This window comes from Streptomyces sp. DSM 106670, assembly GCF_055792845.1.
This window is the reverse complement of record NZ_CM147704.1, coordinates 6,724,240-6,737,578: the sequence shown is the minus strand read 5'-3', so window position 1 is coordinate 6,737,578 and position 13,339 is coordinate 6,724,240. Positions and strand designations below refer to the sequence as shown.

Genomic DNA, 13,339 nt, shown 5'->3' with positions numbered 1-13,339 from the left:
GGCTCATCCGCGCCGGGCGGCGAGCCGGCAGACGGCGAGCGCCACCGCCCCGGCGAGGACCGCCGCTCCGAGCAGGGGCAGGACGGGCGGCTGGAACGTCCCGGTCCGTGATCCCGTGACCAGGGCGGTGACCGCGTACCGCGCCGGGGATCCGGTGGTCACCAGCGCGAGGAGCGAGCCGAGCACGGCCGCCGCCACGGACCAGCCCCGGCGGACCGTCACCGGGCGGCTGCTGAGCGCCCCCACGACCGCGCCCAGCAGGACGCAGCACAGGGCCGCCGTCAGTCCGGCGAGCGCGGCGGACGGCCCGGAGACCGCGTGGGCGCCGTCGTCGGTGACCGGGCTGCTGACGAGCAGGACGACGGCGGTGCTCACCACGGCGAGCGCCGCCGCACAGCCCGTGGCGGTGAGCAGCGCGGCCAGGTGCACCCGCCGGGGGCCCACGGCCGCCGTGGCGACCGTCCGGGCGGCGGGCGGCTCCTGGGTGACGCAGAGGTGGACGACCCACGCGGTCACGGGCAGCAGGGCGGCGGCCGCGACGCCGAGCGAGCCCAGCACGGGCTGCCCGCCCTGCAGGCCGACGGCGAGGACGGCCGCGTACAGCAGGAGGGGCGCCAGCCAGCGCTGGGAGCGGGCGAGCAGGGCGGTCTGGTAGCGGAGGAGGGCGGTCATGGTGCTTCGGACACCCCTGCGGCTGCCTCGGGGGACGACTCGGTTGACGTGGGTGACTCGGCCGGTGCGGGGGCTTCCCCGGCCTCCGGCCGCACGGGGGCTTGTGCCGGGGCGACCTGTCGGATGTGCCACGGCGGGCGGGCCGTCAGCAGGGCTCCCAGGAGCGCGTCGGAGTACGGGGCGGGGACGGTGAGGCGTACGACATCGGAGCCCGCGCCGGGGCCGCCCGTCCCGCTCCCCCGTTCCCGGACCGGGTCGCCCGGCAGAGCCGCGGGCAGTGCCGCGCCCGGTGGGCCCTCCGCCTCGATCAGGACGCGGGGGCCGGTGGTGGCGGCCGTCGCCCGGGCAGCCCTCGCCGGGGCCGTGCGTACCCCGCCGTCGGCGGTTCGCAGGGTGAGGTCGGCCGCCCCGGCCAGGCGTCGCGGGTCGTGGTCGACGAAGACGACGGTGGCGCCGGCCGCCACGCGTTCGGCCACCGCGCGGTCCAGCTCGGCGCGGGCCGCGGTGTCCAGGCCGGTCCAGGCCTCGTCCAGGACCAGCAGGTCGGGTGCGGCCAGCAGCGCCTGGGCGACGGCGACCTTCTGGCTGGTGCCCTTGGAGAGTTCCGCCAGCGGGGTACGGGCGTGCTCCGCCGCGCCGAACCGGGTCAGCCACTCCCCCGCCCGCCGCTTCGCCTCGGCCGTCCGCAGTCCGTGGATCCGGCCGAGGTGGACGAGGTAGCCGGTGGCGGTCAGCGGCAGCGCGGCCGGGAAGCGCTCGGGGACGTATGCCGTACGGGCCGGGCGGCCGGTGATCCGTCCCTCGGCGGGGGCGTCGATCCCGGCGAGCAGCCGCAGCAGGGTCGACTTGCCGACACCGTTGGCCCCCTCGACCCGGACGAGCGCCCGCGTGGGCAGCGCGAGGTCGACCCCGCGCAGCACCCAGGCGCCGCGGAGGCCGTACCGGTGGCCCACGCCCCGGAGGTTCAGGGTCAGTTGGAGGTCTTCTCGGGCCGGGCCTCGCTGGGCCGCACGATGACGAAGCCCTCGCCCTGGAGCATCAGCTGAACCGCCTCGCCCGAGCCGCCGCGCACCATCGAGCCGACGCTCTGGGAGCGGTTGAGGCTGGTCGCGAGCTGCTGGCTCCAGCCGACGACCGCGTCCGTGTCCACGTACACCGGCTGAGCGGCCGTCACGGGAATCACGATCGGCGTGCCCTCGCACATCAGGCCGAGCTTGCCGTAGCCGGTGAAGACGCTGTTGAAGAGGCCGCCGCCGACCATTCCGGCGCCCTTCACCGTCTTGATCTCGTAGGAGAGCGTCGGGTCGAAACACAGGACGTTGCGGCCGTTGATGGTGATGGAGTCGCCCTGGTCCAGCTCCACGATGAAACAGTTCGCCGCCTCGTGCGCGAACCACGCCTCGCCCTGGCCCCGGACCGCCATCAGCGCGAGGCCCTCACCGGTGACCGCGCGCTTGAGCAGGCCGCCGATGCCCTGGCCCTTGCGCTCGAACTGGAGGTTGCCGCGGAAGGCGATCATCGAGCCCTGCCGGGCGTGCATCTCCCCGTTGACGGCGTACTTGATCGACTTGGAGTTCTGCAGGGTCATACCGGAGGCGGTGGCCGGCTGGGCCATGTGCTCGCTGGAAAAGAGATCGCTCTTCATGCGGAGCATCCTCACCCGGAGCCGGTCGTTCCGCCAAGAAGGTGAACCGACCACCTGGCAGACTGGGGCGGTGACCAGCAACGACACCCCTGTCTCCGAAAGCCCGTTCCACCACGGTCCGACCGACCGCGACCAGGCGCCGCAGTTCGTGCTGCCGCTGGTGCTCCACCTGGAGAAGACGGACCCGCCCGCCCGCACCGACGCGCTGCGGACCGCCGCCCGCGCGGTGCTGACGATCCTCTCCGACGAGCGGTCCCTCGGCGACGGCGAGTGGGCCGCGGCGATGCGGGACTGGCAGGACGCCCGGATCCGCAAGGTCGTGCGCCGGGCGCGCGGTGCGGAGTGGCGCAAGGCCGCGGCGCTGGACGGCATCACGGTGACGGGCGAGGACGGCGCGGAGGTACGGGTGTTCCCGCCGATCCCGCTGGACGGCTGGCCCAAGGAGCTGGCCAAGCTCCAGGTGTCGGGCACCGACCTGGAGGACCCCGAGCCGCCCGCCGCGCCCGATCTCTCGGGCCCGGTGCTGTGGCTGAACCCCGAGGTGGACATGTCGGCGGGCAAGACGATGGCCCAGGCCGGGCACGGGGCGCAGCTCGCCTGGTGGGAGCTGTCCGAGGCCGAGCGCAAGGCCTGGCGCGAGGCCGGGTTCCCGCTCTCCGTCGCCACCCCCGGCGCGGAGCGCTGGCGGGAGCTGACGGTGAGCGGGCTGCCGGTGGTGCGCGACGCGGGGTTCACCGAGATCGCCCCGGGCTCCTGCACGGTGATCGCCGACCACCCGGCGCTGCGCCGCTGAGCCGGGCGGGGCGGGGCGGTGGCCGCGAAGGATCGCCCGTGTCGCGGAGCCCCGAGCGGGACGCGACCACATCGCCGCCGTGCTGAACGTTTCCGGTCCCTTCTCCGTATCTCCCGGTACTGCCCTTTCGGCATTACCGCCAAGTAGCCTGCGCAGCCAGTCGATTGGCGGTTGATTGACGCCTGTTCGATCGACGCTGCCATGCCTCGGCCCCGGGAGACACCTTGTTGCGACGCATCAACGGAACGGCCCTCATCATCGCGGCGCTGGTCGCCACCATCGGCGCGCTCGCGTTCCCCGTCTGGTCCTACGCGGACCGTTCGGGCACCGGCGAGGCGAACCTCAACGCCTCCAGTGTCGCGACCCAGTGGGGACCGCTCTCCGCGACCGACCGGGACTTCCTGGTCAAGGTGCGGCTCGCCGGACTGTGGGAGCTGCCCGCCGGGCAGCAGGCGATCGAACGGGCGCCCAGCGAGGCGACGAAGGCCGCCGGGGACCACCTCGTCGTCGGGCACACCGACCTGGACCGGCGGGCCCGGGACGTGGCGGCCAAGCTCGGGGTGGAGCTGCCCAACCAGCCGACCGACCAGCAGCAGGCCTGGCTGCGGGAGCTGACGGCGGCGAGCGGCGACGACTACGAGCGGAAGTTCGCCAATATCCTGCGGGCCGCCCACGGCAAGGTCTTCGGGCTGATCGGCCAGGTCCGGCACACCACCCGCAACACCCTGATCCGGCAGCTGGCCAGCGACGCCAACCAGACGGTGCTGGACCACATCACCATGCTGGAGGCCACCGGATTCGTCGACTTCGACGCCCTGGCGCGCGAGGCGGCGGGCGGGTCGACGGCCAGCCCGTCCGGCCCGTCGATGCCCCAGGACGGGCAGGCGCCCCAGGTCCCGCTGCCGGTGACGCCGACCGGCGACCAGTCCTTCACCTCGCGGCCGGTGCCGCCCACGATGATGCCGATGCCATAACGAGACCGCCGCCACCGGAACCTCAAATCCAGCTCTGAACGTCCCCTCTGTCGGGTTCAGCACCGTTCGACGGGGTCATGACCCCTGGACAGAACGACAGAGCGAAGGCCTGGGTGAGCAGGGGGACACCATGAAGCTGGGCATCGGTATCGGCTGGCGGCCGGAGATCGCGGACGAGGTGGAGGCGCTGGCGGGGATCGACTGGGTCGAGGCCGTCGCGGAGAACCTCTGCGCCGACCATCTCCCGGACTCCCTGGTACGGCTCCGGGAGCGCGGGGTCACCGTCGTGCCGCACGGGGTGGCGCTCGGGCTCGGCGGCGCTGACCGGCCCGACCCCGGCCGCCTCGCTTCTCTCGCGGCGCGCGCCGAACTGCTGGGGACGCCGCTGGTGACCGAGCACATCGCGTTCGTACGGGCCGGGGGGCCGCTGACCGCGTCGCCGAGGCTGGAGGCGGGGCACCTGCTGCCGGTGCCGCGCACCTGGGACGCGCTGGACGTGCTGTGCGAGAACGTGCGGATCGCGCAGGACTCGCTGCCGGTGCCGCTCGCCCTGGAGAACATCGCGGCGCTGATCTCCTGGCCCGGCGAGGAGCTGACCGAGGGGCAGTTCCTGGCGGAGCTGGTCGAGCGGACCGGGGTGCGGCTGCTGATCGACGTGGCCAATCTGCACACCAACCACGTCAACCTCGGCCAGGATCCGGCGAAGGCGCTGGACGAGCTGCCGGTGGAGGCCATCGCGTACGTCCATGTGGCGGGCGGGGTCGAGAAGAACGGCGTCTGGCACGACACGCACGCCCACCCGGTGTCCGCACCCGTCCTGGAGGTGCTGGCCGAGCTGCGTTCCCGGGTCGACCCGCCGGGCGTGCTGCTGGAGCGGGACGACGCGTTCCCGCCGGGCGCGGAGCTGGCGGGCGAACTGGACGCGATCCGGGCGACGCTGCGGCGGGCGGCGACCGGTCGCGTGCCAGCCGGAGCCGGTGAACGTACGAGCACCGCCGAAGCCGGAGAGCGTACGGGCACCGCCGCCCCCGCGCCCGCCGAAGGCCGCGCCGCAGCCGACCCCGTGCCCGCCGGCACCCGTGACCGTACCGCTGTCGCGCAGACCGCGCTGCTCTCCGCGCTGGTGGCCGGAACGCCCGCCCCCGAGGGCTTCGACCACCGGCGGCTGCGGGTGCAGAGCCGGGCGCTGGCCGGCAAGCGCGCCGATGTCGTCGCCAAGGTGGCCCCCGAACTGCCCGAGATCCTCGGCGACGGCTACCGTGCCGCGTTCCTCGCGTACGCCGGCAGCCGCCCGATGTCCGGTGGGTACCGCCGCGACGCCCTGGACTTCGCGGAGCATGTGCTCATCGCGGGCGGTCCCGCCGATCCGGCGGCGCGGCGCCGGCTGACGTACTGGTGGCAGGACCGGTCGGGCGCCCGGCCGCCGGGCCGCACCACCCGTCTGGTCCGGGCGGCCCGTGCCGTCCTCGTGGGGAAGTGACCGCTGTGAACGTCTTCGCTCTGCTGGCGACCCTCGGGGTCGTCGTCTCGTCGGTGCTGCTCGTCGTCAGGGCGGTGGCCGAGCGGTCCCGCCGCCCCGGCCCGGGTCCCGGCGTCGCCCTTCACGACCTGTACGAGGTCGCGTTCCTGAACGGCGGTCCGGCCAGGGTGGTGGACACCGCTCTGACCGCCCTGCACGCGGACGGCCGGCTGGCCGTCGGGGGGCCCGGCATCGTCGCCGTACAGCGGGCGCAGGCGAACGACCCGGTGGAACGCGCGGTGTTCCAGGAGCTGGCCGCCGCCCCGAGCGGCGCGCTGCACGTCCTGCGGGAAGCGGTGATGCGCCACCCGGCCGTCCAGGAGGTCGGCGACGGGCTCGCCGCGCGCGGGCTGCTGGTGCCGCCCCACCGGATCCGGCCGCTGCGGCGCTGGGGGCTGATCCAGGGGGTGGCGTGCCTCGTCGCGCTGCCGTTGAGCCTGGTGGTCACGTTCGTCCAGCTCGCCATGGTCGACACCATGGACTTCCCGGTCCCGTTCATCATGAAGATCCTGCCCGCGATCGTGATCGGCGCGTTCAGCGGTCTGATCGTCGCGGGCGCCTCCGCGAGCCGCATCACGAAGTCGGGGCAGCACGCCGCCCTGGCGTTCCGGACCGCCTACGCCCATGTGGTGACCCCCGCCCACCTCGTGGCCACGCTGGGGCTCCGCGCGCTGCCGGACCCGGTGTTCCAGGCCCAGCTGGTGGCCGCGGCACGGCTGAGCGCTCCGCGCCGGCGGTCCTCGTCGTCCGTCGCCGGGTCCACGGCTGCGGGCGTCACCGCCGTCGGCGTCGCGACGGTCTGGTGCGCCGCGTCCGGCCCCGGCGGCTCCAGCTGCGGCGGGTCGACCGGGGGCGGCTCCGGATCGAGCTGCGGCGGCGGGTCCGGGTGCTCCTCGGGGTCCGGATGTTCCTCCGGGTCCGGATGCGGAGGCAGCAGCGGGTCGAGCTGCGGCAGCTCGGGCGGCTCCAGCTGCGGGGGCGGTGGCGGGGGCTCCAGCTGCGGCGGCGGGTCCTGAACAGCCCCTGAACCGAACAGCTTCTGAACCGCTCCCGACCCGAACAGCACCTGATCCGGGCGAACCGAGGCCAACCGTACGGTTGTTGACCGACCATCAGGGTGGTTCCCGGTGACATTCCGGGGCGGTGCTGGACATCGGCGCCCGTCCGCCCGACCATCCCTCTCCGCATCCGCAGAGAGGCCCCGCGCGTGAGAACAGCTGCGCTGTACACATCGATCGGCTCCCTGGTCCTGTCCGCCCTGGCCGCCGCTCCCGCGAACGCCTGGGAGGCGCCGGGCTCCGCCGAGGCCCGGGGCACCGCGATCGCCGCCGCCCGGGCCACCGCCGCCGGGATCGACTTCGCCGCCTGTCCCGAGGAGGAGATGCTCCCGGACTCCCTGAAGTGCGGCACGGTGAAGGTGCCCCTCGACTACGCCGAGCCGGACGGGCGGCAGCTCGAACTGACCGTCAGCCGCACGCCCGCCACCGGTCCGGCGAAGGAGCGGCAGGGCGCGTTCGTCTACAACCCGGGCGGCCCCGGCGCGTCCAGCATCACCTTCCCGCTGGCCGGGGAGCTGCCGGAGTGGAAGGAGATCGCCGAGGCGTACGACCTGGTCGGCTACGCCCCGCGCGGCGTCAACGGCTCCTCCGACCCGCTGTCCTGCCAGGACCCCGCCGCGTACACGAAGGGCCCGACGGACGCGCCGACGCATCCGACGCAGGCGTACAAGGAGCGGCGCGTCGCCCGTGCGAAGGCGTACGCGCGGGGCTGCGCGGAGCACGCGGGCGCGACGCTGCGGCACTACACCTCGCTGAACAACGCCCGTGACCTGGACGTCCTGCGGGCAGCGCTCGGCGAGAGCCGGCTGACCTTCATGGGGGCGTCGTACGGGACGTACTTCGGCGCGCTGTACGCGACGCTGTTCCCCTCGCACGTACGGCGGATGGTCTTCGACTCGGTGGTCGATCCGGACCCGGAGCAGATCTGGTACCGCTCCAACATGGACCAGTCGCTGGCCTTCGAGACGCGCTGGGAGGACTTCCGGCGCTGGGTCGCCAAGCACGACGACGTGTATCGCCTGGGGGCCACCCCGGAGGCGGTGCAGAAGCACTACGATGAGGTGCGCGCCGAGCTGGCGGTGAAGCCCGCGGGCGGCACGGTGGGCCCGGGGCAGCTGCATTCGGCGTTCCTGGGGGCCGGTTACTACGACGACTACTGGGCGATGCGGGCGACGGCCCTGTCGGAGTACGTGCGGGGCAACCCGGAGCCGCTGGTCGCGCAGGCCTCTCCGCGGGCGGTGGCGGCGAAGGACAACGAGAACGCGCAGGCGGTGTACACGGCGGTCGAGTGCAACGACGCTCCCTGGCCGGAGGACTTCGCGGTGTGGGACCGCGACCACACGGACCTGGCGCAGGTCGCTCCCTTCGAGACCTGGGACAACGCCTTCACCAACCTGCCGTGCGCCTTCTGGCCCGCGCCCCGGCAGCGGCCGCTGGAGGTGGGGACGCGGTGGGGCGAGCTGCCGCCGGCGCTGATCCTGGCGGCGGAGCGGGACGCGGCGACGCCGTACAAGGGGGCGCTGGAGCTGCGGAGGCGGCTGCCCGGGTCGTCGCTGGTGACCGAGCGGGGCGCGGGGACGCACGGCGTCGGCGGGGCCGGGAACACCTGCGTGGACGACCATCTGCGCCGGTATCTGCTGACCGGTGAGGTGCCGGGGCGGGGTGCGGACTGTGCCGCGCACCCGGAGCCGAACCCGGTGTCGCTGGACTGAGCCGCGTACGGAGCGGGGGCCGCCGCACCTTCACGGTGCGACGGCCCCCGAAGCCGAACCCGGTGTCGCTGGAGGGGCGGACGGCACGATCGGTGCCCGGTGCCCGTCCCTCTGATCTTCCGGGTTGGGGTGGTGCGGGACTCGCTGGTTATGCGAGCCCGGCCACCAGGTCTGCGACGCTCTTCCTGCGGCCCGTGTAGAACGGGACCTCCTCGCGCACGTGGAGCCGTGCCTCGGAGGCGCGCAGGTGACGCATCAGGTCGACGATGCGGTACAGCTCGTCCGCCTCGAAGGCGAGGATCCACTCGTAGTCGCCGAGCGAGAACGAGGCGACGGTGTTGGCGCGGACGTCCGGGTAGCCCCGGGCCATCTTGCCGTGGTCCGCGAGCATGCGGCGGCGGTCCTCGTCGGGCAGCAGGTACCAGTCGTAGGACCGGACGAAGGGGTAGACGCTGATGTAGTCGCGGGGCGTCTCGTCGGCGAGGAACGCCGGGACGTGCGACTTGTTGAACTCGGCGGGGCGGTGCAGCGCCATGTTCGACCAGACCGGGTCGAGCGCGCGGCCGAGCTTGGTGCGCCTGAAGAGGTTGTACGCGTCCTGGAGCTGGTCCGAGGTCTCGGCGTGCCACCAGATCATGAGGTCCGCGTCGGCCCGCAGACCGGAGAGGTCGTAGGTGCCGCGGACGGTGATGTCCTTGGCCGCGAGCTGGTCGAACAGCTCCTGCACCTCGTCGGCGTATCCCGCGCGGTCCAGCGGGAGAACGTCGCGCAGTTTGAAGACCGACCACAGGGTGTAGCGGATGACCTCGTTGAGGTCCTTGGCCTTCTTGCCGGCGTTCGGACTCTTGCTTGATGTCGCAGTCTCAGGAGCACTCATACGGCTATTGTCCCGCCTCGCTCCCCGTGCCCCGAACCAGGGTCGGCGTGGCGATGATCTCCCTGGTGATCTCGTCGGCGGCGCGGTGGGCGCTCGCGATGCAGGCGGGGATGCCGACGCCGTCGTAGACCGCGCCGCAGACCCGCAGGGCGGGCAGCTTGGCGACCTCGTCGCGGATCCGGGCGACCCGGGTGAGATGGCCGACCGGGTACTGCGGCAGACCGCCGATCCAGCGGGTGACCTCGCTGTCGACGGGCCGGGCGGTGAGTCCGGTGGCCGCGGCGAGGTCGCGCAGGGATACGGCGACGAGCTCCTCGTCCTCGCGGTGGAGGTGGTCCTCCTCGCCGTACCGGCCGACGGAGGTACGGAGCACGAAGAGGTCGGGGGCGGCGTCGGCGACCCACTGCCATTTGTTGCTGGAGAAGGTGGACGCCTTGATCGTGTGCCCGTCGACCGGCGGTACGAGGAATCCGGAGCGGCCGCGCAGGGCCTCGTGGGCCTCGATGTCGGTACGCCGGAAGGCCAGGGTGACCAGGGCCATCGAGGCGTACTCGACGCCGGCCAGCTCGGCGGAGGCGGCCGGGGACTCGGCGGCCAGCAGGGTGCCGGCGGACCAGGCGGGGGTGGCCAGGACGATGCCGTCGGCGGCGATCGTCCGGGTGTCGGTGCGGACGGCCCAACCCGTTTCCGTACGGGTCAGACCGAGGACGGGCGTCTCGGTGAGGATGTCGCCGCCCCCGGCCCGTACGGCGTCGCCGACGGCGGCCGGGAGGGTGCCGATGCCGCCCTCGATGCCCTGGAAGACCGGGCCGGCCTGCTGCCGGGCCGCCGCGCGTTCCTGGATGCGGCCCACGGCCTCCAGCAGCGGGCCGCCCTCCTTCACCGCTTCGAAGAGCTGGGGTACGGCGGCGCGCATCGAGATCCGGTAGGCGTCGCCCGCGTAGACCCCGCCGAGGAGGGGCTCCACCAGACGGTCCACGACCTCGCGGCCGAGCCGGTCGGCCACGTACGCGCCGACCGCGACGTCCTCGCCGACGGGCGTCGGGGTGAGGTCGCGCTCCTCGGCGATCCGGGCCAGGCCCTCGGGTGACAGCACCTCGCCGAGGACCGCCGGGTCGCCGGGGACGCCCATGACGTGGCCCTTGGGCATCGGGCGCAGCGCGTCGCGCGTCCAGAGCGAGGCGGTGGCGGTGGCGGGCGGCTGGAGGCGGCCGGCGAGGCCCACCTCCCGGGCCAGGGCGACCGCCTCGGGGCGCCGGGCGAGCATCGACTCGGCTCCCAGGTCGACCTGGACGCCCGCGATCTCCCCGGTCATGAGCTTGCCGCCGAGCCGGTCCGTCGCCTCCAGGAGGGTGACCCGCACTCCGGTGGTGACGAGGCGGTGGGCGGCCGCCAGGCCGGCGATGCCGCCGCCGATGACGACGACGTGGCCCGGGGGCGTTTCCGCACGCTGTTGAGAACGCTGCATGGGTCCACTCTCTCAAACCCGGACCGCGTCCCGGCCGTGACCACTTCGAAACCGGCGGGCGGCAACCGGTCCCGGGGCCGTCACGTCGAACCGGCGATATCAACCAACGTCCTGGGGGGACCAGTTATGGATCCGGTTACGGCTGGGGAAAGCGGAAGCCGTCGGTCGTTCGTCCGCGCACGTGCGGTACTCGTGGCCGGGGCGCTCGGCCTGCTGCTCGCCGTCGGCGGCTGCGGGGCGTCGTCCGACGCGTCGGACAGCGGCGCGAAGGCGGCGGACGGAAAGGCCGCGCCGCGCGAGGGGTTCACGGACGAGGACGGGGCGGCGGCCTCCGCCGCCCCCGAGGAGCAGGCGGGCGGGAAGGCGGCCGGGAAGAAGGCGGCGCCGAAGCCGGGGGGCACCCATGTGATCCGTACGGCCACGCTCTCCGTCGAGGTGAAGAGCGTGCCGAAGGCCGTCGCCGCCGCGCGCGGCGCCGCCGAGGGCGCGGGGGGCCTGGTGGCGTCGGAGAACACCGAGCGGCTCGACGACACCTACGAGACCTCGCATCTGGTGCTGCGGGTGCCGCAGGAGCGCTTCCAGGAGGTGCTGCGGGAGTTGTCCGGCTCCGGGAAGCTGCTGTCGCGCACCTCGAACGCGAAGGACGTCACCGACCAGGTGGTCGACGTGGACAGCCGGATCTCCACCCAGCGCGCGAGTGTGGCGCGGGTGCGGGAGCTGATGGACCAGGCGGAGAAGATCAGCGATGTGGTGGCCCTGGAAGGCGAGCTGAGCAGCCGTCAGTCCGATCTGGAGTCGCTGCTGGCCCAGCAGGCGAGTCTGAAGGACCGCACCTCGCTGGCGACGATCACGCTGGACCTGACGCCGCCGGACGCCCCGGACGACGACGGGGAGAAGGAGGACGACCCGGAGTTCCTGGAGGCGCTGGGCGGCGGCTGGGACGCGTTCGTGACGGTGCTGCGGTGGATCGCGGTGGCGTTCGGGGCCGCGTTCCCGTTCCTGGTCACCGCCGCCGTGGCGGTGCTGGTCTGGCGGGTGCTGCGCAGGCGCGGGGCGGCCCGCGGGACCGTTCCGGCGGTCACGTCGCCCGCGGCGGGGAAGGACGACGGCGCCTCGGACTCCTGAGCCGCTCGGGCGTCGTAGCGTGGGGCCTTGACCCGCCGGTTCGCCGAATCGGCGGACCGGCGGAAGGGACCCGGCATGGCAGCGGAGCGACTGGTGGTCATCGGCGGTGACGCGGCGGGCATGTCCGCCGCGTCACAGGCCCGCAGGCTGAAGGGGCCGGACGCGCTGGAGATCGTCGCCTTCGAGCGCGGCCACTTCGCCTCGTACTCCGCCTGCGGCATCCCGTACTGGGTGGGCGGCGACGTCGGGGAGCGCGACGACCTGATCGCCCGCACCCCCGAGGAGCACCGGGCACGGGACATCGATCTGCGGATGCGGACCGAGGTGACCGAGCTGGACGTGGCCGGGCGGCGGGTGAAGGCGCTGGACCTGGAGAGCGGGCGGGCGTACTGGACGGGCTTCGACAAGCTGGTGATCGCCACCGGGGCCCGGCCGGTGCGCCCGGCGCTGCCCGGCATGGACGCGGCCGGGGTGCACGGGGTGCAGACCCTGGACGACGGGCAGGCGCTCCTGGACTCGCTGGACGCCCTGGGCGGCAAGGAGACCCGCCGGGCGGTCGTGGTGGGCGCGGGGTACATCGGCGTGGAGATGGCCGAGGCGATGCTCAAGCGCGGGTTCGAGGTGACCGTGCTCAACCGGGGCGAGCAGCCGATGGCGACGCTCGACCCGGACATGGGGCGGCTCGTCCACGACGCGATGGACGGTCTTGGCATCACCACGGTCAACGGGGCGGCCGTGACGAAGATCCTGACCGGTCCCGACGGCCGGGTCACCGAGGTGGCGACGGAGGCGGGGACGTATCCGGCGGACGTGGTGGTCCTCGGCATCGGCGTGGAGCCGGAGACGGAGCTGGCGCGCGAGGCCGGGCTGCCGGTGGGCCCGCACCGCGGGCTGCTCACCGACCTGTCGATGCGGGTGGTGGGCCACGAGAACATCTGGGCGGGCGGCGACTGCGTGGAGGTCCTGGACCTGGTGGCGGGCCGCACCCGGCACATCGCGCTGGGCACGCACGCCAACAAGCACGGCCAGGTGATCGGTTCCAACGTCGGGGGCGGCTACGGCACGTTCCCGGGTGTGGTCGGTACGGCGGTGAGCAAGGTCTGCGACCTGGAGATCGCCCGGACCGGGCTGCGGGAGAAGGACGCCCGCGCGGTCGGGCTGCGCTATGTCACGGCGACCATCGAGTCGACGGGGCGGGCGGGCTACTACCCGGGGGCGAAGCCGATGACGGTGAAGATGATCGCGGAGCTGCGCACGGGCCGGCTGCTCGGGGTGCAGATCGTGGGCCGGGACGGGGCGGCGAAGCGGGTGGACGTGGCGGCGGTGGCGCTCACGGCCGGGATGACGGTGGAGCGGATGACGGCGCTCGACCTGGGCTACGCGCCGCCGTTCTCGCCGGTCTGGGACCCGGTGCTGGTCGCCGCGCGCAAGACGGTGGCGGCGGTGCGGGGCGCGGGGGGCTGAGCGCCCCGGGGGCCGGTTCTTCCGGCCGGCCC

General features: G+C 73.9%; 12 protein-coding genes. 7 read left to right on the top strand and 5 right to left on the bottom strand.

What is annotated here, in order from left to right; all coding sequences use genetic code 11:
- Window positions 1-3: 3 nt before the first annotated feature.
- The 3 genes from ACSMXR_RS29810 to ACSMXR_RS29800 are packed head-to-tail and all read right to left on the bottom strand — an operon-like array spanning window position 4 to window position 2,317.
- On the bottom strand, window positions 4-672 hold the full coding sequence (locus tag ACSMXR_RS29810) for an ABC transporter (RefSeq protein WP_473170299.1): 669 nt from the start codon (window positions 670-672) through the stop codon (window positions 4-6).
- Window positions 669-1,640 carry an ABC transporter ATP-binding protein gene (locus tag ACSMXR_RS29805; RefSeq protein WP_473172460.1) on the bottom strand — a complete coding sequence of 324 codons (972 nt, stop codon included), beginning with the start codon at window positions 1,638-1,640 and terminating at the stop codon, window positions 669-671. The genes ACSMXR_RS29810 and ACSMXR_RS29805 overlap by 4 nt, the downstream gene beginning before the upstream one ends.
- A gap of 2 nt (window positions 1,641-1,642) precedes the next feature.
- Window positions 1,643-2,317 (bottom strand): AIM24 family protein, encoded by a 675-nt coding sequence (locus ACSMXR_RS29800; protein WP_473170298.1) that lies wholly within the window; start codon window positions 2,315-2,317, stop codon window positions 1,643-1,645.
- A gap of 70 nt (window positions 2,318-2,387) precedes the next feature.
- Between ACSMXR_RS29800 and ACSMXR_RS29795 the strand changes: the two genes are divergently transcribed.
- The 5 genes from ACSMXR_RS29795 to ACSMXR_RS29775 all read left to right on the top strand — a co-directional run bounded on the left by ACSMXR_RS29795 (window position 2,388) and on the right by ACSMXR_RS29775 (window position 8,373).
- A complete protein-coding gene (locus ACSMXR_RS29795) occupies window positions 2,388-3,110 on the top strand; it encodes a peptidyl-tRNA hydrolase (protein WP_473170297.1) in 723 nt (240 codons plus the stop codon).
- Between the two features lie 227 nt (window positions 3,111-3,337).
- Window positions 3,338-4,084: a DUF4142 domain-containing protein gene (locus ACSMXR_RS29790; RefSeq protein WP_170994464.1), complete on the top strand. Its 747-nt coding sequence runs from the start codon at window positions 3,338-3,340 to the stop codon at window positions 4,082-4,084.
- Between the two features lie 130 nt (window positions 4,085-4,214).
- Window positions 4,215-5,564, top strand: coding sequence for a multinuclear nonheme iron-dependent oxidase (locus ACSMXR_RS29785; protein WP_473170296.1), 1,350 nt, complete (start codon window positions 4,215-4,217; stop codon window positions 5,562-5,564).
- 5 nt (window positions 5,565-5,569) lie between these two features.
- Window positions 5,570-6,619 (top strand): TIGR04222 domain-containing membrane protein, encoded by a 1,050-nt coding sequence (locus tag ACSMXR_RS29780; protein ID WP_473170295.1) that lies wholly within the window; start codon window positions 5,570-5,572, stop codon window positions 6,617-6,619.
- A gap of 191 nt (window positions 6,620-6,810) precedes the next feature.
- Window positions 6,811-8,373, top strand: a complete 1,563-nt coding sequence (locus tag ACSMXR_RS29775) for an alpha/beta hydrolase (RefSeq protein ID WP_473170294.1) — start codon at window positions 6,811-6,813, stop codon at window positions 8,371-8,373.
- Window positions 8,374-8,521: 148 nt separating this feature from the next.
- On the opposite strand, the gene hemQ is transcribed toward ACSMXR_RS29775, so the two are convergent.
- On the bottom strand, window positions 8,522-9,250 hold the full coding sequence (gene hemQ / locus ACSMXR_RS29770; protein WP_137230525.1) for a hydrogen peroxide-dependent heme synthase: 729 nt from the start codon (window positions 9,248-9,250) through the stop codon (window positions 8,522-8,524).
- 4 nt (window positions 9,251-9,254) lie between these two features.
- The gene (hemG, locus tag ACSMXR_RS29765) at window positions 9,255-10,718 is read right to left on the bottom strand and encodes a protoporphyrinogen oxidase (protein ID WP_473170293.1); all 1,464 of its coding nucleotides are present in this window, start codon (window positions 10,716-10,718) and stop codon (window positions 9,255-9,257) included.
- Between the two features lie 126 nt (window positions 10,719-10,844).
- Here hemG and ACSMXR_RS29760 point away from each other — a divergent pair, with 126 nt between their 5' ends.
- Entirely contained in the window at window positions 10,845-11,843 is a 999-nt protein-coding gene (locus ACSMXR_RS29760) for a DUF4349 domain-containing protein (protein ID WP_364882389.1), read from the top strand.
- A gap of 75 nt (window positions 11,844-11,918) precedes the next feature.
- Window positions 11,919-13,307 carry an FAD-dependent oxidoreductase gene (locus ACSMXR_RS29755; protein ID WP_381909265.1) on the top strand — a complete coding sequence of 463 codons (1,389 nt, stop codon included), beginning with the start codon at window positions 11,919-11,921 and terminating at the stop codon, window positions 13,305-13,307.
- The last annotated feature ends 32 nt before the right edge of the window (window positions 13,308-13,339 follow it).

Excerpts from the sequence above, each read along its gene's own strand:
- hemQ (WP_137230525.1), bottom strand. The coding sequence starts at position 9,250 with ATGAGTGCTCCTGAGACTGCGACATCAAGCAAGAGTCCGAACGCCGGC.
- ACSMXR_RS29760 (WP_364882389.1), top strand. The coding sequence starts at position 10,845 with ATGGATCCGGTTACGGCTGGGGAAAGCGGAAGCCGTCGGTCGTTCGTC.
- hemG (WP_473170293.1), bottom strand. The coding sequence starts at position 10,718 with ATGCAGCGTTCTCAACAGCGTGCGGAAACGCCCCCGGGCCACGTCGTC.
- ACSMXR_RS29810 (WP_473170299.1), bottom strand. The coding sequence starts at position 672 with ATGACCGCCCTCCTCCGCTACCAGACCGCCCTGCTCGCCCGCTCCCAG.
- ACSMXR_RS29800 (WP_473170298.1), bottom strand. The coding sequence starts at position 2,317 with ATGAAGAGCGATCTCTTTTCCAGCGAGCACATGGCCCAGCCGGCCACC.
- ACSMXR_RS29755 (WP_381909265.1), top strand. The coding sequence starts at position 11,919 with ATGGCAGCGGAGCGACTGGTGGTCATCGGCGGTGACGCGGCGGGCATG.
- ACSMXR_RS29785 (WP_473170296.1), top strand. The coding sequence starts at position 4,215 with ATGAAGCTGGGCATCGGTATCGGCTGGCGGCCGGAGATCGCGGACGAG.